At 72.9% G+C, this 22,450-nt stretch carries 20 protein-coding genes and 2 pseudogenes; 13 read left to right on the top strand and 9 right to left on the bottom strand.

Annotated features, from left to right (window positions below; all coding sequences use genetic code 11):
• A pseudogene (locus tag ACFWRT_RS36415) lies at window positions 1-231 on the bottom strand (cardiolipin synthase B); the annotation flags it as partial.
• Window positions 232-529: 298 nt separating this feature from the next.
• Here ACFWRT_RS36415 and ACFWRT_RS36410 point away from each other — a divergent pair.
• Together ACFWRT_RS36410 and ACFWRT_RS36405 are read left to right on the top strand one after the other, a co-directional pair.
• Window positions 530-2,449: a CoA transferase gene (locus tag ACFWRT_RS36410; RefSeq protein ID WP_380955642.1), complete on the top strand. Its 1,920-nt coding sequence runs from the start codon at window positions 530-532 to the stop codon at window positions 2,447-2,449.
• Window positions 2,446-3,648, top strand: coding sequence for an acyl-CoA dehydrogenase family protein (locus tag ACFWRT_RS36405; RefSeq protein ID WP_380955641.1), 1,203 nt, complete (start codon window positions 2,446-2,448; stop codon window positions 3,646-3,648). The genes ACFWRT_RS36410 and ACFWRT_RS36405 overlap by 4 nt, the downstream gene beginning before the upstream one ends.
• 52 nt (window positions 3,649-3,700) lie before the next feature.
• Here ACFWRT_RS36405 and ACFWRT_RS36400 read toward each other — a convergent pair whose 3' ends face one another.
• The gene (locus ACFWRT_RS36400; protein WP_380955639.1) at window positions 3,701-5,068 is read right to left on the bottom strand and encodes a helix-turn-helix domain-containing protein; all 1,368 of its coding nucleotides are present in this window, start codon (window positions 5,066-5,068) and stop codon (window positions 3,701-3,703) included.
• A 198-nt stretch (window positions 5,069-5,266) separates the two neighbouring features.
• On the opposite strand from ACFWRT_RS36400, the gene ACFWRT_RS36395 reads away from it, so the two are divergent.
• The 3 genes and pseudogenes from ACFWRT_RS36395 (at window position 5,267) to ACFWRT_RS36385 (ending at window position 7,167) form a co-directional block, all read left to right on the top strand.
• Window positions 5,267-5,983, top strand: a complete 717-nt coding sequence (locus ACFWRT_RS36395; RefSeq protein WP_380955638.1) for a DUF4232 domain-containing protein — start codon at window positions 5,267-5,269, stop codon at window positions 5,981-5,983.
• 156 nt (window positions 5,984-6,139) lie between these two features.
• Window positions 6,140-6,925 (top strand): annotated as a pseudogene (locus ACFWRT_RS36390) (helix-turn-helix domain-containing protein).
• Window positions 6,922-7,167, top strand: a complete 246-nt coding sequence (locus ACFWRT_RS36385) for a DUF397 domain-containing protein (RefSeq protein WP_380955636.1) — start codon at window positions 6,922-6,924, stop codon at window positions 7,165-7,167. Before ACFWRT_RS36390 ends, ACFWRT_RS36385 begins: the two are co-directional and overlap by 4 nt.
• A 19-nt stretch (window positions 7,168-7,186) precedes the next feature.
• On the opposite strand, the gene ACFWRT_RS36380 is transcribed toward ACFWRT_RS36385, so the two are convergent.
• Window positions 7,187-7,753: a dihydrofolate reductase family protein gene (locus tag ACFWRT_RS36380; protein ID WP_380955634.1), complete on the bottom strand. Its 567-nt coding sequence runs from the start codon at window positions 7,751-7,753 to the stop codon at window positions 7,187-7,189.
• Window positions 7,754-7,899: 146 nt separating this feature from the next.
• Between ACFWRT_RS36380 and ACFWRT_RS36375 the strand changes: the two genes are divergently transcribed.
• The 5 genes from ACFWRT_RS36375 (at window position 7,900) to ACFWRT_RS36355 (ending at window position 12,121) form a co-directional block, all read left to right on the top strand.
• The gene (locus ACFWRT_RS36375; RefSeq protein WP_380955633.1) at window positions 7,900-8,247 is read left to right on the top strand and encodes an NIPSNAP family protein; all 348 of its coding nucleotides are present in this window, start codon (window positions 7,900-7,902) and stop codon (window positions 8,245-8,247) included.
• Window positions 8,248-8,331: 84 nt separating this feature from the next.
• Window positions 8,332-9,183 carry a DUF4253 domain-containing protein gene (locus ACFWRT_RS36370; protein WP_380955632.1) on the top strand — a complete coding sequence of 284 codons (852 nt, stop codon included), beginning with the start codon at window positions 8,332-8,334 and terminating at the stop codon, window positions 9,181-9,183.
• Window positions 9,162-11,186: a hypothetical protein gene (locus ACFWRT_RS36365; RefSeq protein ID WP_380955630.1), complete on the top strand. Its 2,025-nt coding sequence runs from the start codon at window positions 9,162-9,164 to the stop codon at window positions 11,184-11,186. The genes ACFWRT_RS36370 and ACFWRT_RS36365 overlap by 22 nt, the downstream gene beginning before the upstream one ends.
• 98 nt (window positions 11,187-11,284) lie before the next feature.
• Window positions 11,285-11,626, top strand: a complete 342-nt coding sequence (locus ACFWRT_RS36360; protein ID WP_380955629.1) for a hypothetical protein — start codon at window positions 11,285-11,287, stop codon at window positions 11,624-11,626.
• Between the two features lie 18 nt (window positions 11,627-11,644).
• Window positions 11,645-12,121: a hypothetical protein gene (locus tag ACFWRT_RS36355; RefSeq protein WP_380955628.1), complete on the top strand. Its 477-nt coding sequence runs from the start codon at window positions 11,645-11,647 to the stop codon at window positions 12,119-12,121.
• Between the two features lie 9 nt (window positions 12,122-12,130).
• Here ACFWRT_RS36355 and hemB read toward each other — a convergent pair whose 3' ends face one another.
• The 6 genes from hemB to ACFWRT_RS36325 all read right to left on the bottom strand — a co-directional run bounded on the left by hemB (window position 12,131) and on the right by ACFWRT_RS36325 (window position 18,712).
• Window positions 12,131-13,135, bottom strand: coding sequence for a porphobilinogen synthase (gene hemB, locus ACFWRT_RS36350; protein ID WP_380955626.1), 1,005 nt, complete (start codon window positions 13,133-13,135; stop codon window positions 12,131-12,133).
• Between the two features lie 121 nt (window positions 13,136-13,256).
• Window positions 13,257-14,927, bottom strand: a complete 1,671-nt coding sequence (locus ACFWRT_RS36345) for a bifunctional uroporphyrinogen-III C-methyltransferase/uroporphyrinogen-III synthase (RefSeq protein WP_380955625.1) — start codon at window positions 14,925-14,927, stop codon at window positions 13,257-13,259.
• Window positions 14,924-15,910, bottom strand: coding sequence for a hydroxymethylbilane synthase (gene hemC, locus ACFWRT_RS36340; RefSeq protein WP_380955624.1), 987 nt, complete (start codon window positions 15,908-15,910; stop codon window positions 14,924-14,926). The genes ACFWRT_RS36345 and hemC overlap by 4 nt, the downstream gene beginning before the upstream one ends.
• Entirely contained in the window at window positions 15,907-17,400 is a 1,494-nt protein-coding gene (locus ACFWRT_RS36335) for a glutamyl-tRNA reductase (RefSeq protein ID WP_380955623.1), read from the bottom strand. Before ACFWRT_RS36335 ends, hemC begins: the two co-directional genes overlap by 4 nt.
• Complete coding sequence (locus ACFWRT_RS36330; protein ID WP_326705167.1) at window positions 17,397-18,164, bottom strand: redox-sensing transcriptional repressor Rex; 768 nt, start codon at window positions 18,162-18,164, stop codon at window positions 17,397-17,399. Before ACFWRT_RS36330 ends, ACFWRT_RS36335 begins: the two co-directional genes overlap by 4 nt.
• A 257-nt stretch (window positions 18,165-18,421) precedes the next feature.
• On the bottom strand, window positions 18,422-18,712 hold the full coding sequence (locus ACFWRT_RS36325) for a glutaredoxin family protein (RefSeq protein WP_018512652.1): 291 nt from the start codon (window positions 18,710-18,712) through the stop codon (window positions 18,422-18,424).
• Between the two features lie 136 nt (window positions 18,713-18,848).
• Between ACFWRT_RS36325 and ACFWRT_RS36320 the strand changes: the two genes are divergently transcribed.
• The 3 genes from ACFWRT_RS36320 (at window position 18,849) to ACFWRT_RS36310 (ending at window position 22,339) form a co-directional block, all read left to right on the top strand.
• The gene (locus ACFWRT_RS36320; RefSeq protein ID WP_380955621.1) at window positions 18,849-19,817 is read left to right on the top strand and encodes an HAD family hydrolase; all 969 of its coding nucleotides are present in this window, start codon (window positions 18,849-18,851) and stop codon (window positions 19,815-19,817) included.
• A 287-nt stretch (window positions 19,818-20,104) separates the two neighbouring features.
• A complete protein-coding gene (locus ACFWRT_RS36315; RefSeq protein ID WP_380955619.1) occupies window positions 20,105-20,881 on the top strand; it encodes an ECF subfamily RNA polymerase sigma factor, BldN family in 777 nt (258 codons plus the stop codon).
• 228 nt (window positions 20,882-21,109) lie between these two features.
• Window positions 21,110-22,339 (top strand): DUF5667 domain-containing protein, encoded by a 1,230-nt coding sequence (locus tag ACFWRT_RS36310; RefSeq protein WP_380955617.1) that lies wholly within the window; start codon window positions 21,110-21,112, stop codon window positions 22,337-22,339.
• Window positions 22,340-22,450 lie beyond the last annotated feature (111 nt).

The following is a 22,450-nucleotide window of genomic DNA, read 5'->3' as shown; positions in this document are numbered from 1 at the left end:
CGCCTCACGGATCGCCTTCAGCATCGCACCGAAGATCTGATCACCGTTACGGAGCGGGATCAGCGCATTCCCCTCCGTCGCCGCGATCCCGATCAACCGCTCCAGCCTGCGCCTGAGCCGCGAGGAGCGTCTCTCGCACACCTCCGGATCGAGATCCGTCTGTGCGCCGGTCTGCGTGCGGTCGCGCGGATCCTGTTCGGCTCGTTCGGAGGCTTCGGCTATGCCGGACATCGGTCACCTGGGGGTACGGGGGTGGGGCCGCCCGCCGTCCGGAGCGTCGCCGCACCGGGACGGGCTAGCCAGGGCGTCGGAGACTGTACTCCTCGGTACGGGCATGACTCAGCCCCGCTCCACCCTTCGGGCCCTCCTGGCCCCAACTCCCGCGCCACGCGGCCCGATCCGACGGAAACCCTCCGTCTCGCCGCCAGGATGAGTATGGTTAGCCTAACCTAACTAGCAGCTCGTCTCCGGTCGTCCGAACCGCGCCGCCCGCCCCGGACACCACCACCGGACCACCCCGGAGGACCCGTTGACATCCGCGCCACCGCTCTCCCCGCTCACCACCAGCGAAGCCCTCCCTCTCGACGGCCACCTGGTCCACCTGCCGCCCGCCCCGCCCACCGGCCTCGCCACCGCCACCGAGGTCGTCCGCGACCACCTCACCCGGCTCGGCGCCCGGTTCGGCCCCGCCTCGGGCCCCTGGCACCCGGACGGGAGCGCGGCCCCGGCCCGGGACCGGTACGCCACGGCCGGCCCGGAGACCGTCATCGGCCTCGGCGGCCCGCACCACGCCCGCGGCACGGACCTCACCCTGCGCGGCTGGCCCACCGGCGACCCCACCCCCTTCGACGAGACCACCGCCCAGGCCGCGACCGGCCTCATGGCCCTCCACGGCCGGGCCAACGGCGGCCCCCGCCCCCTCGGCACCGACTTCCTGGGCACCCTCGCCGGAACCGTCGCCACCCAGGCTCTGCTGGCCGCCGCCCTCTCCGGCCTGCGCTCCACCCCGGTCCGCTCGGCCCGGGTCAGCGTGGCCCAGGCGGCCCTCTTCTCGCTCGGCCCGTACGTGGCCGCCGCCACGGCCGGGGACGAGCCGGAGGAGGTCCCGAGCCCGCCCTACCGACGCACCGCCCGGCCGCCGTTCCTCTCGGCCGACGGGGTCCGGTTCGAGGTGGAGGCCCTCGCGGTCCAGCCCTGGCGCGACTTCTGGAAGGCGGTCGGCGCCCCCGCCAAGGACATCGCCAACAGTTGGCGGGCCTTCGCCGCGCGCCACGCACGGGCCGCCGCCCCGCTGATCACGACGCTCGCCCAGTGCGCGGCCCGCCACCGCTACGCCGACCTCCTCCTGATCGCCGAGCACACCGGCATGGGCCTCTGCGCCCTGCGCACGCTCGCGGACCGGCGCGCCGACAGCGACGTACGGTACGACGACGACCCCTGGGAGCTGCGCGAACTCCCCCGGGACCAGGGCGACGGCCTCCCGGCACCCCTGTACACCTCCGCCTCGCCCTCCTCCCGCCCCCACACCGGCTTCCCGCAACTCCCCCTCGGCGGCCTGCGCGTCGTCGAGTCCACCCGGGGCGTCCAGGGCCCGCTGGCCACCTCCGTGCTCCAGGCCCTCGGCGCGCACGTCATCCGGATCGAGCAGCCCGGCGGCGACCCGGCGCGCGGGGCGGCGCCGCTCGCGGGCGGGGTCTCCGCCCGGTTCGCGGCGCTCAACGCGGGCAAGGAGGTCCGCGAGATCGACATCCGTACGGCGGCGGGGCGCCGCGCGGTCGCCGAGACCGTGGCGGAGGCGGACGTCTTCCTGCACACCTGGGCCCCGGGCGAGGCGGCCCGCCTCCGGCTCGACGAGGCGGACCTGGCCCGCACCCGCCCCGGGCTGATCTACGCCTGGGCCTCCGCCTGGGACCGCGCACCCGACGGGCCGCGCCCGCCGGGGACGGACCCCATGGTGCAGGCGTGGTCGGGCGTCGCCGACACGGTACGGACGCCCGACGGCACCCCGGCCCCCTCCCTGGTGGCCCTGCTGGACATCCTCGGCGGCCACCTGGCGGCCGAGTCGGTCCTGGCGGCCCTGCTGGCCCGCGAGTCCGGCGCGGCGACGGGCCGGCTGCGCGTCGACTCCTCGCTGCTCGGCGCCTCCCGGGTGCTGCTGCGGCCCCTGCTGCGCGGCCTGGACGAGGCCCCGGGGACCGCACCGGCGGAGGCCGGTCTCGTCGCCCCGACCGCCGACGGCCTGATCGCGGTCGGCGCGGGCGCCGGAACGACCCCCGCCGAACTGGCCACCGCCCCCACCGCCGCCTGGCTGGGCCGCCTGCACGCGGCCGGTATCCCCGCCCGTGCCGTGGTCACCGACCTCGCCGCACTCCCCCAGGACCCCGCGCTCTCCCCGTACTTCACCCACGACGGCTGCGCCCGGCCCACACCCCCCTGGAGCTTCTCGTGACCGCTGCCGCCACCGTCCCCGTACCGACCGGTCCGCAGAGCGCCGCCCCGCCGCACGCCCATGACACCCCCCGCCCGACCGGTCCGCAGCCCACGGAGAAGGCGCCCCGCCCGACCGTCTCGCACGACGTGGCGGTCGCCGCCGCCCGCGCGATCGCGCCCCGCCTCGGAACGTACGCGGCCGAGGCCGACCGGCTCCGCGCCCTGCCCGCCGAGGCCGTGCGCCTCCTGGACGGCGCCCGCCTCTTCGACGTCCTGACCCCGCGCGTCTGGGGCGGCGGCGGCCTCGGCTTCGCCACCGCGCTCCTCACCACCGAGGAGCTCTCCCGGGGCTGCGCGTCGGTGGGGTGGCTGCGCGCGGTGATGGGCGGCAACACCTGGACCGTCGCGCAGTTCCCCCTGGAGGCCCGCCAGGAGGTGTTCGCCGCCCCCTCCAGCCGCGTCGCCCTCCAGTTGAAGCTCGCCGGCCCGCCCGCCCGGCGCGTCCCCGGCGGCTACCTGCTGCGCGGCATGTGGGGCCGCTTCTGCTCCGGCATCGACCACGCCGAGTGGATCGTCGCCGGGGTCAGCGCCCCGCCCGCCCCCGGAGCCGACCCCGAACCGCACGTCATGCTCCTCCCCCAGGAGCGGACCGTGGGCATCGACGACTGGCACACCAGCGGCCTGCGCGGTACGGGCAGCCGCTCGTTCACCGTCCCCGAACTCCTCGTCCCCGACCACCGCGTGCTCCCGCTCTCCGCCCTCGACCCGGTCAACCCCTCACCCCACGGCCGCCCGCGCACGACCCCGTACCGGATGGCGTTCGCCGCCGTCGGCACGGTGGCGCTCGCGGGCGTGCTGCTGGGCGCGGCCCGGGCGGCCCTGGACGCCTACGCGGGCTCCCCGAGCGGCGCCTCCGGGCTCGACGTCTCCGCGCTCACGGCGACGGTCGACACCGCGCGGGCGATGCTCCTCGCCGACCTGGACACCCTGGCCGCCTCCTCTACCCCGGGCGGCACAGCGGAGGAGCGGGCCCGGATGCGCCGGGACATCGCGTACGCGGGCACGCGGTGCCGGGAGGTCGTCAACGCGGTGTACGAGGCGTCCGGTTCGGCCGTGATCTACGACGACGCGCCGGTCCAGCGCATCTGGCGCGACGCCAACGCCGCCGCCCAGCACCCGACGTTCGACCTCCGCCGCTGGGGCGCGACCCCCTCATGAAACGGGGGCGGGCCGCTGCCACGGACAGCGGCCCGCCCCTCCCCCAGCCGGCTCAACCCGGCAGGTACGGCTCCCACTTCACCTCGTCGTTGCCGTACGTGTACATCGGCCGCCCGCGCATCCCACTCGTACGGAACGGCTTCCCGTGGTCGTCGATCCGCAGCATCCCCTCACGCCCGCCGCTGCTCCACTTCAGCTCCAGGTACCAGGTCACGTCGTACCCGGTGGTCTTCACGTCGAGGTTGAACACCTCCACGTCCTCGGACGACACCTTGTACGGGAACGGCACGGCCGGGATCACCCGGTCACCCTGCGACCCCGGCACCGGCGTGATGACCGGGTGCCCGGCATCAAGGTCGGAGGCGAAGGTCTGGGGCGCGATGCCGCTGCCGCAGCCGTTGCCCATGAGGTACGCCGACCAGGGCAGCGGCGCCTTACGGGAGAGCACGCGCACATAGAGGCCCTTGAGGACGACGGCCTCGCGCGAGGTGCCCTGCGCGGTCAACTGAAGCCGCATGTTCCCGCCCTCCACCCCGCCGTACGACCGGGCCCAGCCACGCCGGTCCTGGGGCGCGGGCGGTGGAGCGACCCCTTCCGGCCCCCGGTCCAGGAGGTAGAACTGCCCGCAGGGCTCCTCCCAGTTGTACGAGGAGATGGTGACGGCGGGCGGCGCGCCGAGGCCCGTACGGGTGCCGCCGTGCTGCTGCTTCTCGGCGGAACCGGCTGAACCGGCGGAACCGGCGGGCGCGCCGGGCTCGGCCGAGGGCGCGGCGGACGGCGCGCCGGAGGACACGGAGGGCGACGGGGAGGAGCTCGGGGAGGGGGAGCCCGGTGTCTGCGAGGGCCGGGGGTCGGTGGCGGCGGGCGGCGTGAAGGTGTCGTCGTCCGCCGCCCGGGGCCCCGGACCCGGGGCGCTCGCGCGGTCCTCCGCCCGCGACCCGACGAGGTCGGCGGCGACGACGGTGGTGGGCACGAGGAGGGCGGCGACCCCGGCGGCGGCGATGAGGATCCGCGTACGCCGGGAGAGGCGGGCCCAGGGGGAGGCGGGGGGCGCGGGCGTGTCTGTGACCACGGGCGCTGCGGTCCCGGCATCAGGCTCGGGAACAGGCTCAGCCGCGCCCGGAGCTACCACCTCCGCCCCAGCCCCCGCTGCCCCCACCCCCGCCGGCCGCCGCCGGGCCGCATCCGCCACGATCCACCGCCGGTGCACCTCCACCAGCTCGTCCCCCGCCGCCCCGCACAACCGGGCGAACCGCTCGACGGGGGCGTACTCGTTGGGGACGGCGTCACCGTTGCAGTACCGGTGGAGCGTCGACGTACTGACGTGCAGTCTCCCGGCCAGCACCCCGTAGCTACGCCCCGAACGGTCCTTCAGTTCCTTCAGCAGGGCCGCGAAATGCTCGGCCTCCGGCGTCGCCACGACGGCGTTCCCCTCCCTCGTCCGTCCCGGAACGGCGTTCCAGGGACGCGGAATTCCCGCAGGTCACCGTACGCGTAGACGTTCCAGCATCCCCAATGGTTCGCCAGGCGTTGCGGCCGGAATCCGCCACCCCACAAGCTCGGACCAGACCACAGCGGCAACACCGCAGTTCAACCGAGTACGGGGAGTACCACCGCCATGCGCACCAACCGCATCCGCACCACCGCCATCGCCGCCACCGCCCTGGTGGCCGCCCTCTCGCTCACCGCCTGCGGCGGCGAGGACGAGGCCCTGGGGACGAAGCCGGCCGGTACCGCCGAGACGGCGACGCCCGCCGCGACGAGCACCGACGGCAAGGCGCAGCAGGACGCGCCGGAGGCCGGCGCACCCGAGACGCAGACCGTCCCGTCCGAGGGGAAGCACGCCGGGGGCAACGGCGGCACCCCCAGCAAGAAGTCGGAGACGGCGCCGACCGCGAAGTCGAACACGAACGCGACGGCGATCCCGGCCTGCACGCCCAAGAACTCCAAGGTCAAGGTCTCCTCGGTGACCCGCCCGATCAACCACCTGCTGCTCACGGTGACCAACACCGGCTCCAAGGACTGCGCCGCGTACCACGCGCCCTTCCTCCGCTTCGACAACGCGCAGGCGGTCTACCCGATCCTCGACGACAGCAAGCCGCAGGCGGTCGTCGTGCTCTCCCCCGGCCAGGAGGCGTACGCGGGCGTCGGCCTGCTCGGCGAGCCCGGCGAGAACAAGCCGGTCAAGAGCGCCAACCTCGGCGTGATCATGGTCGACAAGAACAACAAGTCCAAGGGCGAGGCCACGCTGAAGCTCCCGGCGAAGACCTACACGGACGGCCTGGGCTTCGTCACCTACTGGCAGTCGGACGTCGAAACCGCACTGATGTACTGACCTGCGGCAGCACCCCGGGCCAGCGGCTGACGTGCTGTAACCAGGCGCGACCCGTACACATTTCTTGTACGGGTCGCGCGTGCGTGAAGAGGGTTCCGGGGTGGCATGGGGAACCGTATGCACCCCAGAAAGCGACAGCGTAAGAGCGCGTCGACGATGAAGCTCGTGGGCAAGCTCCTGGCCCGGTTCCGCACCGATGCGGGTATGACCCAGGTCGAACTGGCCCTGGCCGCAGGCGTACAGGAGGACACGATCGCCTCCATCGAGCAGGGCAGACGCTCGCTCGTGCCGGATCTGGCGGAGACGATCGACGATCTGCTGGACACCAACGGCGCGTTGGCGACGGCGGTCGACAACATGCCGGAATACGACCTGATTCCGCTGTGGGCCGAGCACTACCTCAACATGGAACACGAGGCGCTGGCGCTCTCCTGGTACGACAACCAGGTCATCCCGGGCCTGCTCCAGACCAAGGCGTACGCAGACGCGGTGTTCAGCAACAAGATCCCGGCCTACAGCCCGGAGGAGATCGAGACGCAGACGGTGACGCGGCTGCAACGCCAGCAGATCCTGGAGCGGAAGAAGCCGCCGACGATCAGCATGGTGATCTGGGAGCCGGTCCTGACGATGAAGCTGACGTCGGACGAGGAGCATCTGGAACAGCTACGCCACCTCTACGCGATGGCTCAACTCCCGGGCGTCTGACTCCAGGTGCTCCCCCTCGACAGCAGGGCCCACGCGAGCCTGGACGGCCCCTTCACCCTCCTGGAAACCCAAGACCACCAGCACATCGCGTACTCCGAGATCCAGCGCGGCAGCCACCTGATCTCGGACCGGAATGAGATCAGCATCCTCGCCCAGAAATATGCGATGCTGCGAGCCCAGGCGCTCACCCCTCTTGAGACCCTGCGCCTGCTGGCCCGTTTACTGGGAAAAACATGAGCACCGCAGCACTGAACTGGTTCAAGTCGAGCTACAGCGGGGGCGAGGGCGGCCAGTGCCTCGAAGTCGCCTACGACTGGCGGAAGTCGAGTTACAGCTCCGACGAGGGCGGGGCCTGCGTCGAGATCGCCGCGCACCCCGCCGCCGTACACGTCGGTGACTCGAAGGACATCGAGGGCCCGACGTTCACCGTCGCGACCACGGCCTGGTCGGCGTTCGCCGCCTACGCGTCCACCGTCTGACCCCGCATCGCCGTAAGCCTCACGCCCGGACCGTCTCGTAACGGAGCATCGCGACCCCGTTCCCGAAGGTCCGGGTCTCCACCAGCCGCAGCCCCTGCCGCTCCTCCGCGTCCCGGAAGAAGCGGCGGCCCCCGCCGAGGATGACGGGGTGGATGTAGATCCGGTACTCGTCGATCAGATCGGCCTGCCGGAACGACTCCAGCAGCTCCGCCCCGCCGACCGCCAGATCCCCCGAGGCGGCGTCCCGCAGGCCGCGCACCTGCTCGGGGTCCACCTCGTGCAGCAGGGTCGCGTTCGGCCCGACGCGCTCCAGCGTCCGCGAGTAGACGAACTTCGGCGTGTCCCGCCAGATCCCCGCGAATTCGGCCATCGGGCCCTCGTTGGCCGGGTCCTGATCGGCGGTCGGCCAGAACTCCTCCATCAGCTCATAGGTGACGCGCCCTTCCACGAACCCGCCCATGGTCCGGAAGTAGTCGTTGAAGTGCTGGTGCACCTCCTCGTCGACGGTGTGCCAGTCGATGTCGTGGTCGGGCCCCTCGAAGAATCCGTCGAGGGAGAGCGAGATGGACGTGATGATCCTGTTCACGGCGGCTCCTGCGGGATCGGCCCGGCCGGCGGTGGCCGGGCGGCGCACAACGGGGCTCGAAGATACGCCTGTCACACTCGATCCACCGGGAAATGCGCCCTCCCGGAACAGGCGTCGGCACGGGGGAAGCGGCCTAGCCTGGACGCATGATCACCTGCGTCGTGCGGTACACCATCGACCCGAAGAAGATCGCGGCCTTTGAGCGGTTCGGCACCCGCTGGATGGAGCTGGTGCAGGCCCACGGCGGCACGCACCACGGCTACTTCCTCCCGGCGGAGGGCGCGAGCGACGAGGCGCTGGCCCTGTTCAGCTTCCCGAGCCTGGCCGCGTACGAGGAGTACCGGCACCTGTTCGGCCGGGACCCGGATTTCACCGAGGCGGACCGCATCCGCGACGAGAGCGGCTGCGTACTGCGCTACGAACGCACCTTCATGCGCCCGCTGCTCCCGGGCGACCTCGCCGACGGCCTGGCGGGGCCCGGCCCCACGGCCTAGCCCCGCACCCGCCCCGCCGTCCGGCCTGCGCCACCGCCCCGGCCGCACGGGGCGTTGTCAGTGCCGCCCCCTAGGCTCCCCACCATGGCGACGCTCCCGAATCCTCTGCCCACCCTGGCCACCTCCGGCCTGGATCTCCCGCCCGGCTCCCTGGTGGACGCCACGCTGGACGGCCCCTGGCCCGAGCCGCTGCTCTGGTACGCGGACGGCCCGGCGGCCCCGCGTGACTGGCCGGCCCTGCGGGCGGCGGGGCGGCGGCTCGGGCTGCTGCCGGTGCTGGTCACGGGCGGCCACCGCGACCAGTGGCCCGAGGACTGGGACCTCTGCCCGGACGGCACGACGTATCCCGGCGACCACGACGCGGAAGAGGTCCTCGCGGGCTACTGGGCTGACTACGCGGCCGACGAGCTGGGCGACGGCGCGGCGGAGCCCGGACACGGCGAGGAGGGCAAGGAAAGCGAGGAGAGCGGCCCCGGCTCCTGGCCCGGCCTCGCGCCCGCCCCCGTCCCCGCCCGGGAGGCCCCCGAGGACCCGGACACGGTGGCCGCAGGGCTCGCGGGCGTCATCGCGGCCGGCGCGGACGACGCGCTCGGCGGCGCCCGGATCGCCCTCGTCCCGGCCCGCCGCAGCGCCGACATACCGGCGGCGATCGGCTGGTCGGGCCCGATGAACCACGAGGGTGACGTGGCCCGGCTCTGCGCGGTGCTCCGTTCCTGGGAGGACCGGTACGACGCACGGGTCGTCGCGCTCGGCTTCGACACGATGATCGTCTCCGTGGGCCGCCCGCCGGCCACCACCGAGGAGGCCCGCGCCCTGGCCGCCGAGCACTACGCGTTCTGCCCGGACAACATCGACCAGTCCCCGCCGTACGACCTCGACGTCTACGCGGAGAAGGCGATCCTGAACCAGGAAGCATGGTCGTTCTGGTGGGACTGAAGGCGCAGCGGCACTCCGACCTCTCCCGCATCACGGCCTGGTGGCGGACCCTGGGCGGCACAGGCTTTCTGGCGCTCCCGCCGCCCACCCGGAGCCGCTACACCCAGTCCGACGGCCACGAGGACGCCGCCGAGCTGTTCGCGGCCCGGTCCCTCGCCACCGGCACCTCCTTCGCGTACTGGCACTGGCAGTCCCACTCCGCCTTCGACCGCACCGGCACGCTCACCGGCGAGCTGTACCTGCACTGGGGCGGCGACCACGCGACCGTCGCCGCCGGTCTCGGGGAGGGCCCGGACGGCTACCGGATCACCGACAGCGGCCCGCGGGGCGCGTTCCGGCTGGACCGGGTCACCCGGCAGGACGCCGACGGGCTGCCCGACCCTCAGGACGAGGCCGGGGTACGCCAGTTCCTCGCCCGGCTCGGCACGACCCGCCACCACCACGGCTCCTCCGCACCCCTCACCGGGCCCGAGGAGCGGTGGCTGCACGACCGGCTGGCCACCCCGGTCGAGCTGCGGCGGGTCGCGGGGTTCGCGGGCGCGCTGGAGCTGCGCGGGGCGCTGACGCCGGACGAGACGTCACGGCTGCTGTCCGCCTGGCAAGAGGAGTACGCCGGCCGGCTCTCCGCCTGGCCCGGCTGGTGGCCCGTACTGAACGCGCTGCTGCGTCAGGAGCGGGAGGAGGCCTGGGACACGGCTGCCGCCCTCGGCCCGGACGCGGCCGGCACCCTCGCCGAGCACCCCTCCCCGCAGGCCCTGGCCACCGTGCGCACGATGGCCCTGGCCGGCCACGACAGCGCCGTCCCCGCCTGGTTCCACACGTACCGGGCGCTCCACGAACCGGACCCGCACCAGGCGGCCCGTACGCTCTCCGAACAGCTCACAGCCCACGAAGCCGCCCCGACCGCCCAAGCCGCCCTGCTGACCGCGCTCCGCACCGCCGTGACGACAAACCGGCGCGCCGCCCACCCGCAGGAGACCCACGAGGCGACCCAGGCGTTCGCCGCCCTCACCACCGTCCGCCTCACCACCGACGACCGCCTGCCCCGCCCCCTCCGCGTGGCGGCCGCGCACGCGGCGTACGACCGTCTCACCCTCGTACGGGAGGAAGCGGCCCGCCTCACCGGCCCCGAGGCGGCCGACGCGCTCGCCGCCGCCGACCGGTACGAGGCCGCCCGCGACGACCTCCTCGCGGGCACCGGCCCGGACCTGACCAGCTACGAAGGCGCGCTCGGCGACCTCTGGCACCGCTACCGCACGCTCTCCCCCGCCGACATCCGCTGGCTGCGCGACCGGCTGGCCGACCCCGCCACCGGCGTCCAGGGCATCGCCTTCTGCCTGGAGCTGCTCCACGCCCACGGCGAGGCCACCGAGACGGAGCTGCTCGCCCTCCTGCCGCGCTGGAAGAAGGAGCTGGCCAAGCAGTACCGCACCACCTACACCGAGTGGCGCCACCCCCTGGTCACCCTCACCTGCCTCGCCCAGGACCTCGCCCACCCGGCCGCCGCCGACCTGCTGGCCTGGTGGGCGAAGTCCAAGCCGCTCTGGAAGTCCCCGCTCCGCCTCCTCACCCACCTGGGCGCGCCGGACGAGACCCGAGCCGCCGAGCTGTGGAAGTTCGTGGCCTCCGGCGCCCACGACACCGGCCACCTCATGACCTGGGTGCTGCTCCGCGCCCGCCTCGACGGGACCCACCCCCTGCTGGTCGCCGAACGGCTGATCGGTGAACCGGGCATCAGGCAGTACGTCCTGCACCGGGTCCTGATCGGCGTGGCCGACCCCGCCCAGCCGCTGTGGCACTACGCGTTCGACCCGCGCAGCCACAGTTGGTGGCGGCGCGCCCAAGAGGTGGCGGACGACCCCCGCCTCTCCGCCGAGGCCCGCGCGATCGGCCTGAAGGCGGCCCGCGAGCACTATGTGCTCCGCCACCCGGACCAGGTCCGCCCGCCCCTCACGGCCGGCGAGGTGAACGAGGCCCGAACCTGGCTCGACGCGCGGGCGTGACCCGACGCGCGGGCGTGGACGGCTGAGCAGCTAGGCGGCTGAACGGCTGAGCACCCGTACTCATGCGAGCGGCCGCCGCCCGAGGTTGACTCGTACGCATGCCCGACACCGCACGCGACCCCCGCGCCTGGATCGCCCCGCTGATCACCACGATCGTGACCCTGCCGATGGCACTCGTGGCCCTGTTCATCGGCGGCCTCACACCCATGGCGTGCGACTCTTGCGACGGCACCGCCGCCGACCGCTTCGACGCGAGCTTCGGCCCCGCGTGGACCGTCCTGCTGGTGGGCCTGCTGCTGACCCTGATGGCCCTCATCGCGAGCTGGGCCACCCCCTGGCAGCTCCGCAACGCGGGCCCCCGGGTGGGCCTGGCACTGGCCGCACCCGCCACCGTCGTGGTCACTTTCGTAGCATTCATGGCACTGGTCGACTGGCCCTGACAGAAAGTGTCCACCCCCATGAACGACACGCACCCCCCGACCACGGCAGCGGCGGCAGCGGCCGAAGCCGCCGAACGCCTGATAGCCGAGTACCGCGCGCTGCCCCCCGGCAGTGACCGCAAGCGCGAGATCATCACCGAACTGGACGCCAACGCGCAGGCGCTGCCGTTCCTCGTCTCGGTGGTCGCGGACGCGCAGGAGTACGACCTCGCCCGCGTCGAGAGCGCCACCGTCCTGCGGGTCTGGCCCCCGGACGACCCCGACCTCCGCCGCCGCGCCGGCCGCGCCCTGCTCACCGCCCTGCGGGAACCGGAGGAGGACCTGGTCCGCCAGTACGCGGCGATGAGCCTGGCGCCCTACACCTCGGACCCGCTCGTCGCGATGGCCCTGGACTCCACCGCCCGCGCGGACCAGGACCCGCTGGTACGGGACAGCGCCCGGTTCTCCATCAAGGAGGCCCACCGGCTCCAGGAGACCGGAGCCGGCAGCCCCTGAGCACGACGCTCAGCCCCGGCCACGTCCGAGCCACTGGGCGGCCTCGGTCGCCCAGTAGGTGAGGATCATCTGCGCCCCGGCCCGCCGGATCCCGGTCAGGCTCTCCAGGATCGCCTTCTCCCGGTCGATCCAGCCCTTCTCGGCGGCGGCCTCGATCATCGCGTACTCACCGCTGATCTGGTACGCCGCGACCGGCACGGCCACGGACTCCGCGACCTTGGCGAGGATGTCCAGATACGGCCCGGCGGGCTTCACCATGACCATGTCGGCGCCCTCCTCCAGGTCGAGCGCCAGCTCCCGCAGCGACTCCCGGGCGTTGGCCGGGTCCTGCTGGTAGGTCTTGCGGTCGCCGGTCAGCGAGGAGCCGACGGCCTCACGGAAGGGGCCGTAGAAGGCGGAGGTGTACTTCACGGTGTAGGCGAGGATCGACACGTCCTCGTGCCCGGTCTGGTCCAGTGCGTCGCGGATCACCCCGACCTGGCCGTCCATCATCCCGCTGGGGCCCACCACATGGGCCCCGGCGTCCGCCTGGACCTGGGCCATCTCCGCGTACCGCTCCAGGGTCGCGTCGTTGTCCACCCGCCCGTCGGCGTCCAGGACCCCGCAGTGGCCGTGGTCGGTGAACTCGTCCAGGCACAGGTCCGACATGACCACCAGGTCGTCGCCGACCTCCTCCCGGACCGCCCGCAGCCCGAGCTGGAGAATCCCGTCCGGGTCGGTGCCCACCGTGCCCCGGCCGTCCTTCTTCGCGTCCTCCGGCACCCCGAAGAGCATGATCCCCGAGACCCCGGCCGACACCGCCTCGACGGCCGCCTTCCGCAGCGTGTCCAGAGTGTGCTGGTGCACCCCGGGCATGGCCGAGACGGCGACCGGGGCGTCGATGCCCTCCCGTACGAACGCGGGGAGGATCAGGTTCGCCGGGTCGAGCCGGGTCTCGGCGACCATCCGCCGCATCGCCGGGGTCGTCCGCAACCGGCGGGGACGGGAGCCGGGGAAGTTTCCGTACGCAGTCATCCTTCGACGATAGACCCGCCCCCGCCACCCCTTTACCGACACCCGCGCCGGGAAAGGGCGCGGGAACAGCAGTGGGCCCGGCCGCCGAAGCGACCGGGCCCACCACCCCCGTAAAACGCTGCTACGTCGTCGTCCGGCGCCGGCGCGCCCCCGGGCGGCGCTCGCTCGGCCGGGTCACCGGGTCACCGGCCTCCTTCGCCGCGTCCCGCCGCTGCTCGCCGAAGGCGGCGAGCGCCTCGGCGAGCTTGTGCACGGACGGCTCCGGGGACAGCACGTCCACGCGCAGGCCGTGCTCCTCGGCGGTCTTCGCGGTGGCCGGGCCGATACAGGCGATGACGGTCACATTGTGCGGCTTGCCCGCGATGCCGACCAGGTTCCGGACGGTCGAGGACGAGGTGAACAGGACCGCGTCGAAGCCGCCGCCCTTGATCGCCTCGCGGGTGTCGGCCGGCGGCGGCGAGGCGCGGACCGTGCGGTACGCGGTGACGTCGTCGACCTCCCAGCCCAGCTCGATCAGCCCGGCCACCAGGGTCTCGGTGGCGATGTCGGCACGCGGCAGGAACACCCGGTCGATCGGGTCGAAGACCGGGTCGTAGGGCGGCCAGTCCTCCAGCAGCCCGGCGGCGGACTGCTCACCGGAGGGCACCAGGTCCGGCTTCACACCGAAGTCGACCAGGGCGGCGGCGGTCTGCTCACCGACGGCCGCGACCTTGATCCCGGCGAAGGCACGGGCGTCGAGCCCGTACTCCTCGAACTTCTCCCGGACCGCCTTGACGGCGTTGACGCTGGTGAAGGCGATCCACTCGTAGCGGCCGGTGACCAGGCCCTTGACCGCGCGCTCCATCTGCTGGGGCGTACGCGGCGGCTCGACGGCGATCGTCGGGACCTCGTGCGGGACGGCACCGTACGAACGCAACTGGTCGGAGAGCGACGCGGCCTGCTCCTTCGTCCGCGGCACGAGCACCTTCCAGCCGAACAGCGGCTTGGACTCGAACCACGCGAGCTGGTCGCGCTGGGCGGCGGCACTGCGCTCACCGACCACGGCTATGACCGGCCGGTGCCCCTCCGGCGACGGGAGCACCTTCGCCTGCTTGAGGGTCTGGGCGATCGTCCCGAGGGTCGCCGTCCAGGTCCGCTGGCGGGTGGTGGTGCCCGCGATCGTCACGGTGAGCGGGGTGTCGGGCTTGCGGCCCGCCGAGACCAGCTCACCGGCGGCCGCCGCGACCGAGTCCAGCGTGGTGGAGACGACGGCGGTCGCGTCGCTCGCGCCGACCTCGCTCCAGCACCGGTCGGACGCCGTACGGGCGTCGACGAAGCGCACGTCGGCGCCCTGCGCGTCCCGCAGCGGCACCCCGGCGTACGCGGGCACGCCGACGGCGTTCGCGACGCCCGGGACCACCTCGAAGGGCACCCCGGCGGCGGCGCAGGCGAGCATCTCCGCGCCCGCGTTCCCGTCCAGGCCCGGGTCGCCCGCGACAGCACGGACCACCCGCCTGCCGCCCTTGGCGGCCTCCATGACAAGATTGGCCGCGTCCCTGAGAACGGGTACTCCGACGGCTGTTGACGACACGTCAACAACCGTCAGCTCAGGCGTGCTTACGCCTGCCCGCGCATGACCGCGAACGACGTCGAGAACGTCCGGTTCGGCGACCAGGACGTCCGCGCACGCGAGCGCCTCGACGGCGCGGAGCGTCAGCAGTCCCGGGTCGCCGGGACCGGCGCCGAGGAAGGTGACCTGACCTCGTGGGGACAGGGCAGGAAAGTCGGATGCGGCGGGGCCGGTGGGGCTCAAAGTGCTCGCTCCCCCATAAGACCGGCCGCACCCTTGGCGAGCATCTCGGCCGCGAGTTCGCGACCGAGGGCCGCCGCGTCGTCGTGCGACGTGGGGACGGGACCGGTGGTGGACAGCTGTACCAGCGAGGAACCGTCGGTGGTACCGACGACTCCGCGCAGGCGCAGTTCGTTGACAACCTGTCCGTCGACCAGGAGGTCGGCCAGCGCACCCACAGGTGCGGAGCAGCCGGCCTCCAGGGCGGCGAGCAGGGCACGCTCGGCGGTCACGGCGACCCGGGTGTACGGGTCGTCGAGCTCGGCGAGCGCGGCGGCGAGGTCGGCGCTGGTCGCAGCGCACTCGATCGCCAGTGCTCCCTGGCCGGGAGCGGGCAGGACGGTGTCGACCGGCAGGAAGTCGGTGACCTCACCACTGCGGCCGAGGCGGCTGAGCCCGGCAGCGGCGAGGACCACCGCGTCGAGCTCCCCGTCCCGCACGAACCCGATCCGCGTGTCGACGTTGCCCCGGATGGGGACGGTCTCGATCCGCAGGCCGTGCGAGCGGGCGTACGCGTTGAGCTGCGCCATCCGGCGCGGCGAACCGGTGCCGACGCGGGCGCCGTCGGGCAGTTGCCCGAAGGTCAGCCCGTCGCGGGCCACCAGCGCGTCGCGCGGGTCCTCGCGCTGCGGCACGGCCGCCAGCACGAGGTCGTCGGGCTGGGCGGTCGGCAGGTCCTTGAGCGAGTGGACCGCGAAGTCCACCTCGCCCCGCAGCAGCGCCTCGCGCAGGGCCGCGACGAACACACCGGTGCCGCCGATCTGCGCCAGGTGCTCACGGGAGACATCCCCGTACGTGGTGATCTCGACGAGCTCGACGGCGCGCCCGGTCACCTCGCGGACCGCCTCGGCCACGAGGCCGGACTGGGCCATGGCGAGCTTGGAGCGCCGGGTGCCCAGCCGGAGCGGCGCGGGGTTGCCCGCGCCCGGCGATGAGTTGTCGGTCATGACCGCCCTCTATTCGGGTCGTTCAGGTCGGCCCGGGAGACGGCGGCCACCGTCTGCGGGTCGAGGTCGAAGAGTTCGCGCAGCGCGTCCGCGTACCCGGCGCCGCCGGGCTCGCTGGCGAGCTGCTTGACCCGCACGGTGGGCGCGTGCAGGAGTTTGTCGACGACGCGGCGCACGGTCTGGGTGATCTCGGCGCGCTGCTTCTCGTCCAGGTCGGGGAGGCGGCCGTCCAGCCGGGCGATCTCGCCGGCCACCACGTCGGCGGCCATGGTGCGCAGGGCGACCACGGTCGGCGCGACATGGGCGGCGCGCTGGGCGGCGCCGAAGGCGGCCACCTCGTCGGCGACGATCGTGCGGACCTGGTCCACGTCGGCGGCCATCGGCGCGTCGGCGGAGGCGTCGGCGAGCGACTCGATGTCGACGAGCCGGACACCGTCGATGCGGTGGGCGGCGCCGTCGATGTCGCGCGGCATCGCGAGGTCGAGCAGGGCCAGCTTGACCGGTCCGGTGGGCTGCGCGGGCAGCGTGACACGGCGCGGGGCCTCGGGCGCGGAGGCGGTGGAACCGTTCTCCACCCAGGCGGCGTGCTGGTCGACGTCGGCGGGGGCCGGGACGACCGTGACGGCGGGCGTCTCGGCCGGGGCGTCCAGGGTGACGCCGAGGGCGTCGGCCAGCGCGTCGGCGGTGAGGACGAGGCCGGTGGAGCCGGTGCACGAGACGACGACGTCGGCACGTGTCAGTTCGTCGCCGACCGCGGACATCTCGACGGCGTGGGCGCGCACGGTGGTGTCGTCGCCCTGCTGGAGGATCTCCACCAGCCGCTCCGCGCGGGAGCGGGTCCGGTTGGCGACGACGATCTCGGCGACCCCGGTACGCGCCAGGGTGGCGGCGGCCAGCGAGGACATCGAGCCGGCGCCGATCACCAGGGCGCGCTTGCCCCGGGCCCAGAGGCCCGGGTCGGCCCCGGCGGCGAGCTGCTGGAGCCCGAAGGAGACGAGCGACTGCCCGGCCCGGTCGATCCCGGTCTCGCTGTGGGCTCGCTTGCCGACCCGCAGGGCCTGCTGGAAGAGGTCGTTGAGCAGCCGTCCGGCGGTGTGCAGCTCCTGGCCGCGCGCGAGCGCGTCCTTGATCTGGCCGAGGATCTGGCCCTCGCCGACGACCATCGAGTCCAGACCGCAGGCCACCGAGAAGAGGTGGTGGACCGCCCGGTCCTCGTAGTGCACATAGAGATACGGAGTGAGCTCGTCCAGCCCGACGCCGCTGTGCTGGGCGAGCAGCGTGGAGAGCTCGGCGACGCCCGCGTGGAACTTGTCCACGTCCGCGTACAGCTCGATGCGGTTGCAGGTGGCCAGCACGGCGGCCTCGGTCGCGGGTTCCGCGGCGAGGGTGTCCTGGAGCAGCTTGGCCTGGGTGTCGGCAGCGAGGGAGGCCCGCTCCAGTACGGAGACGGGGGCGCTGCGGTGGCTCAGCCCGACGACGAGGAGGCTCATGCCGGCATCACGGCGGGCATGTCCCCGTCGGGTCCCTTCCGGCTCGCGGGCGTGGCACGCATCGGCGGCGCCTCGGGGTCCTCGCCGTCGGCGGACGCGTCCTCGCCGGCCTTGCGCTGCTCGTGGAAGGCCAGGATCTGCAGCTCGATGGAGAGGTCCACCTTGCGTACGTCGACGCCCTCGGGGACCGAGAGCACGGTCGGCGCGAAGTTCAGGATGGAGGTCACCCCGGCGGCCACGAGCCGGTCGCAGACCTGCTGGGCGGCGCCGGGCGGGGTGGTGATCACGCCGATGGACACACCGTTGTCGCTGATGATCCGGTCCAGGTCGTCCGTGTGCTGGACGGCGATCCCGGCCACCGGCGTACCGGCCATGGCGGGGTCTGCGTCGATCAGCGCCGCGACCCGGAAGCCGCGCGAGGCGAAGCCGCCGTAGTTGGCGAGGGCCGCGCCGAGGTTACCGATGCCGACGATGGCGACCGGCCAGTCCTGGGTGAGGCCGAGCTCGCGGGAGATCTGATAGACGAGGTACTCGACGTCGTACCCGACACCACGGGTGCCGTAGGAGCCCAGGTAGCTGAAGTCCTTGCGCAGCTTCGCGGAGTTGACCCCGGCGGCGGTGGCCAGTTCCTCGGAGGAGACCGTGGGTACGGATCGCTCGGAGAGCGCGGTGAGGGCGCGCAGGTACAGCGGAAGTCGGGCGACGGTGGCCTCGGGAATTCCTCGGCTACGGGTCGCCGGTCGGTGAGTTCGGCCAGTTGCCACGGTGCTCCTGCGGGATGAGCGGGGCTGCAGGCGGCCGTATGTCCCAAGACCGCCCCGTCGAATGCAGGCTATGTCTTTGTGAACGCGTGCACAAAGATAGTGTCCGTTTTGTCCGGTCAAAGTGACCGGGGTCACGCACATTGCCCGCGCGATCCCGGAACCAAGGACCGCATCATCCCGTTGCAGCCTCGAAGGGGGCAAAGCGGTACACACTCCTCATGTCTACGCCCCCGAGACCACTCAAAACGCCCACGATGTTAACCGAGTTTCACGTCCGCCCCCAGCGCCTTGCGCAGTCTCGCCGGGTCCACCCGCCAGAACGTGTGCTGTTCGTCATCGATCAGCACCACCGGAATCTGCTCCCAGTACTCCTTGTACAGCTCCTCGTCCTCGGTGATGTCCTTCTCCACCCACGACGCACCGGTCTCCTCGCAGACCGCGCTCACCACCGCCCGGGCGTCCTCGCACAGATGGCAGCCGGGCTTCCCCACCAGGGTGACCACCCGGTCGGCGGGCTTCTTCTTCGTACGGCGCAGCAGAGGGCTCATGCCTCTCATTCTGCGCCCGCCCAGCGCTACGGCGGACCGCCCGGAATCGCCCGATTAACGATTCGGCCCCGCAGAGTTCACGCCGTCGCATCCCGGCAGGTCGGGCACGTACCGGCGGACTGGCTATGCTCACCGCATGGCCGCACTTGGATGGCTCACCCCCCGTAGGCGTTCCGCAACCGCACGGAGCGTCCTGGCAGGCGAGGCCGCGGCCGAGGCGGCGCGCAAGACCTCGGCCGAGGACGAGTCCGCCCTCCTGACCGGACCCCCCGACCAGGCAACCGGCCAGGCAACCGGCCAAGCCCCCGAGGAGCCCGCGTTCCCCGTCGCCGGGGACGACCGGGCCGCCGCCTTCTTCGACCTCGACAACACCGTCATGCAGGGCGCCGCGATCTTCCACTTCGGCCGGGGCCTGTACAAGCGGAAGTTCTTCGAGCGCCGCGAACTCACCCGCTTCGCCTGGCAGCAGGCGTGGTTCCGGCTGGCCGGCGTCGAGGACCCCGAGCACATGCAGGACGCCCGCGACAGCGCGCTCTCCATCGTCAAGGGCCACCGGGTCTCCGAGCTGATGTCCATCGGCGAGGAGATCTACGACGAGTACATGGCCGACCGCATCTGGCCCGGCACCCGCGCCCTGGCCCAGGCCCACCTCGACGCCGGCCAGCGCGTCTGGCTGGTCACCGCCGCCCCGGTGGAGACCGCCACGATCATCGCCCGGCGCCTCGGCCTGACCGGCGCGCTCGGCACCGTCGCGGAGTCGGTCGACGGCGTCTACACCGGCCGCCTGGTGGGCGAGCCGCTGCACGGCCCCGCCAAGGCCGAAGCCGTACGCGCGCTGGCGGCGGCCGAGGGCCTGGACCTGGAGCGGTGCGCCGCCTACAGCGACTCGCACAACGACATCCCGATGCTCTCGCTGGTCGGCCACCCCTACGCGATCAACCCGGACACCAAGCTCCGCAAGCACGCCCGCTCCCTGGACTGGCGGCTGCGCGACTACCGCACCGGCCGCAAGGCGGCCAAGGTCGGCATCCCCGCCGCGGCCGGGGTCGGCGCGCTGGCGGGCGGCACCGCCGCCGCCCTCGCCCTGCACCGCCGCCGCCGCTGACCGCGGCCCACGCCGGACGCAAGCAACGCGCTGTGCCCGTCAACCCGGCGCCACGCGGGAGAGCGACAGATCGCGAAGCAATCCGATCAATAAGTGGTCACGATGTGCTGCCTGATGCGTCACTTAGCGATACAAGAAACGACGTAATCGGTGATTTAGACAACTGGGTGTAGTGCCGCCTGCACGAAGCGTTATTCTCCTCAGACGCATCACGGAGACCGCCGCTCGCTACGACGAGTGACGTTTTTCGAACTGCTCGTGATGGAAGCTCTGCCTCTGGGAGTCCCGTGTACCCACACGTCGGGGTTGACGCCTCGGGCCTGGCTACGCTGCGTGCATCGGTCATTGACCGCCTGCGCGGCTTCGTCCCCACCGCGTACGCCGTCCCCGCCTTCGCCACCCCTGCACCTGCCGGCCCCTGCTACGCCATGGCCGAACGCAGCGCGGCGGTCGGAAGACGCAGCACCCGCGCCGCCTCGACCACGTCGACCGTCCGCCGTCCCACGGCCGACAGCGACAGCGCGCGCATGATGGATCTCGTCGAGCGCGCGCAGGCCGGCGAGGCCGACGCCTTCGGCCGCCTGTACGACCAGTACAGCGACACCGTGTACCGGTACATCTACTACCGCGTGGGCGCCAAGGCGACCGCGGAGGACCTCACCAGTGAGACCTTCCTCCGCGCGCTGCGCCGTATCTCCACGTTCACCTGGCAGGGCCGCGACTTCGGCGCCTGGCTGGTCACCATCGCTCGCAACCTGGTCGCCGACCACTTCAAATCCAGTCGGTTCCGACTGGAAGTGACCACCGGCGAAATGCTCGACGCCAACGAGGTGGCGCGCTCCCCCGAGGACTCCGTCCTGGAGTCCCTCTCCAACGCCGCACTGCTCCAGGCCGTGCGCCGACTCAATCCACAGCAGCAGGAGTGCGTCACACTGCGCTTCCTGCAAGGCCTCTCGGTCGCCGAGACGGCCCGGGTGATGGGAAAGAACGAAGGCGCGATCAAGACCTTGCAGTACCGCGCCGTCCGGACGCTCGCCCGGCTCCTGCCGGACGACGCCCGCTGACCCCGGACCGCCGTACCCCCTGCCCGAAAGTGACCGTCCCCTCACGCACTGGTCCGATCATCTTTCGTGCGTAACCCAAGTGCCGAGGCGCTCGTTGTGCCGGTTGCAGGCCCCCTGCCGTCACGCCCTGTCCGTCACCACTCACTCCATCGAGTGGAAACGCTCAAGGTGGGCAACCTTCCGGACCGCCAGGGGAGTCGACCGTCATGACGAGAGGAGGTGCCGCCAGTGATCGCAAACGTTTCGGCACACCGGCGGGCGAACGCCTTCGCCCAGGCCCTGGAGGAGCAGACCCCCCAGGGTGCGGCGGCCGTACAGCCCGAGGAGCCGGCCGACCAGGCCGACCGCGGACCGCTGTTGGCCTTGGCGAACGGCCTCGGTGAACTACCGAAGCCGCAGTTGGACCCCGAGGTCAAAGTGGTGCAGCGAGCCCAGCTCGTCGCCGCCATGGAGGCCATGTTCGCCGAGGGCGGCGCATCGACGGGCCCTACGGTGCCCGTACAACGGGGCAAGGGGGCCCACCGGGCCTCCCCACTGCGCAAACTGCGGCCCCGCTCCCGCTGGGCGAAGGGGCTCACCGCCGGTGGGCTCACCGTGGGTGTGGCAGCCGGAGCGTTCGGCGGAGTGGCCGCTGCCAGCTCCGACGCCCTCCCCGGTGACTCGCTGTACGGGCTGAAGCGCGGGATGGAGGACATCAGCCTCGGCATGGCCAAGGGCGACGCCGACCGCGGCGAGGCCTACCTCGACCAGGCCTCCACCCGGCTCAGCGAGGCCCGCAGACTCATGGAGCGCGGCCGCGCCGGCGAGCTGGACCACGAGTCCCTCGGCGCCGTCAGACGCGCGCTCAACGGCATGTCCCACGACGCCTCCGAGGGCCACCGCCTGCTCCACTCCGCGTACCAGCGCGACGGCTCCATCGGCCCCATCCAGACCCTGGACACCTTCTCCCGCTCGCACCGCTCCGCCTGGAGCAGCCTCCGCGACCGGCTCCCCGTCCAGCTCACCGACATCCGCGACCAGGTCAGCTCCGTCTTCGAGGCCATGGAGGACGACGTCGCCCCGCTCCAGTCCCTCCTCCCCCGCCCCCCGGGCGGCAGCGAGGACACCGGACGCACCGACACCACCACACCGGACACCGGAACCCCCCGGACCGACGACCCCGCCCCCGCCCCGCCGGCCCCCTCCGAGGGCCGCCCCGACTCCAGCACCGCACCCGAGCCGTCGGACTCCTCCGACTCCCCCGGCTCCTCGGACCCCACCCCCGACGACGGCCTCCTCGGCGGCGGCTCGGACGGACTGCTCGACGACCTCCCCACGGACGGGCTCCCCCAGCCGACCCCGGAGGACAAGCCCAGCACCTCGCCCCGCCCCGCCCCGGACGTCACCCTTCCCCCGCTGCTCCCCGGGCTCCTCCCCGGCCTCGGGATCGACGGGGAGAACCTCAAGCCCAAGCCGTAGGACGTACGCGAGAGGGGGGCGGCACGCCGCAGGCGGTGCGGCCCCCCCACGCCGACCCCCCCCCACCGAAAAAGAACCACCCCCCAAAGCACCACCACAATTTACACCGAG

This window comes from Streptomyces cyaneofuscatus, assembly GCF_042718795.1.
GTDB lineage: Bacteria > Actinomycetota > Actinomycetes > Streptomycetales > Streptomycetaceae > Streptomyces > Streptomyces cyaneofuscatus_A.
This window is presented reverse-complemented; position numbering and strand designations above follow the sequence as displayed.

Bases quoted from the DNA above. Each gene is read 5' to 3' on its own strand.
- ACFWRT_RS36395 (WP_380955638.1), top strand. From the start codon at position 5,267: ATGCGCACCAACCGCATCCGCACCACCGCCATCGCCGCCACCGCCCTG.
- ACFWRT_RS36385 (WP_380955636.1), top strand. From the start codon at position 6,922: ATGAGCACCGCAGCACTGAACTGGTTCAAGTCGAGCTACAGCGGGGGC.
- ACFWRT_RS36375 (WP_380955633.1), top strand. From the start codon at position 7,900: ATGATCACCTGCGTCGTGCGGTACACCATCGACCCGAAGAAGATCGCG.
- ACFWRT_RS36370 (WP_380955632.1), top strand. From the start codon at position 8,332: ATGGCGACGCTCCCGAATCCTCTGCCCACCCTGGCCACCTCCGGCCTG.
- ACFWRT_RS36365 (WP_380955630.1), top strand. From the start codon at position 9,162: ATGGTCGTTCTGGTGGGACTGAAGGCGCAGCGGCACTCCGACCTCTCC.
- ACFWRT_RS36360 (WP_380955629.1), top strand. From the start codon at position 11,285: ATGCCCGACACCGCACGCGACCCCCGCGCCTGGATCGCCCCGCTGATC.
- ACFWRT_RS36355 (WP_380955628.1), top strand. From the start codon at position 11,645: ATGAACGACACGCACCCCCCGACCACGGCAGCGGCGGCAGCGGCCGAA.
- hemB (WP_380955626.1), bottom strand. From the start codon at position 13,135: ATGACTGCGTACGGAAACTTCCCCGGCTCCCGTCCCCGCCGGTTGCGG.
- hemC (WP_380955624.1), bottom strand. From the start codon at position 15,910: ATGACCGACAACTCATCGCCGGGCGCGGGCAACCCCGCGCCGCTCCGG.
- ACFWRT_RS36335 (WP_380955623.1), bottom strand. From the start codon at position 17,400: ATGAGCCTCCTCGTCGTCGGGCTGAGCCACCGCAGCGCCCCCGTCTCC.
- ACFWRT_RS36325 (WP_018512652.1), bottom strand. From the start codon at position 18,712: ATGAGCCCTCTGCTGCGCCGTACGAAGAAGAAGCCCGCCGACCGGGTG.
- ACFWRT_RS36320 (WP_380955621.1), top strand. From the start codon at position 18,849: ATGGCCGCACTTGGATGGCTCACCCCCCGTAGGCGTTCCGCAACCGCA.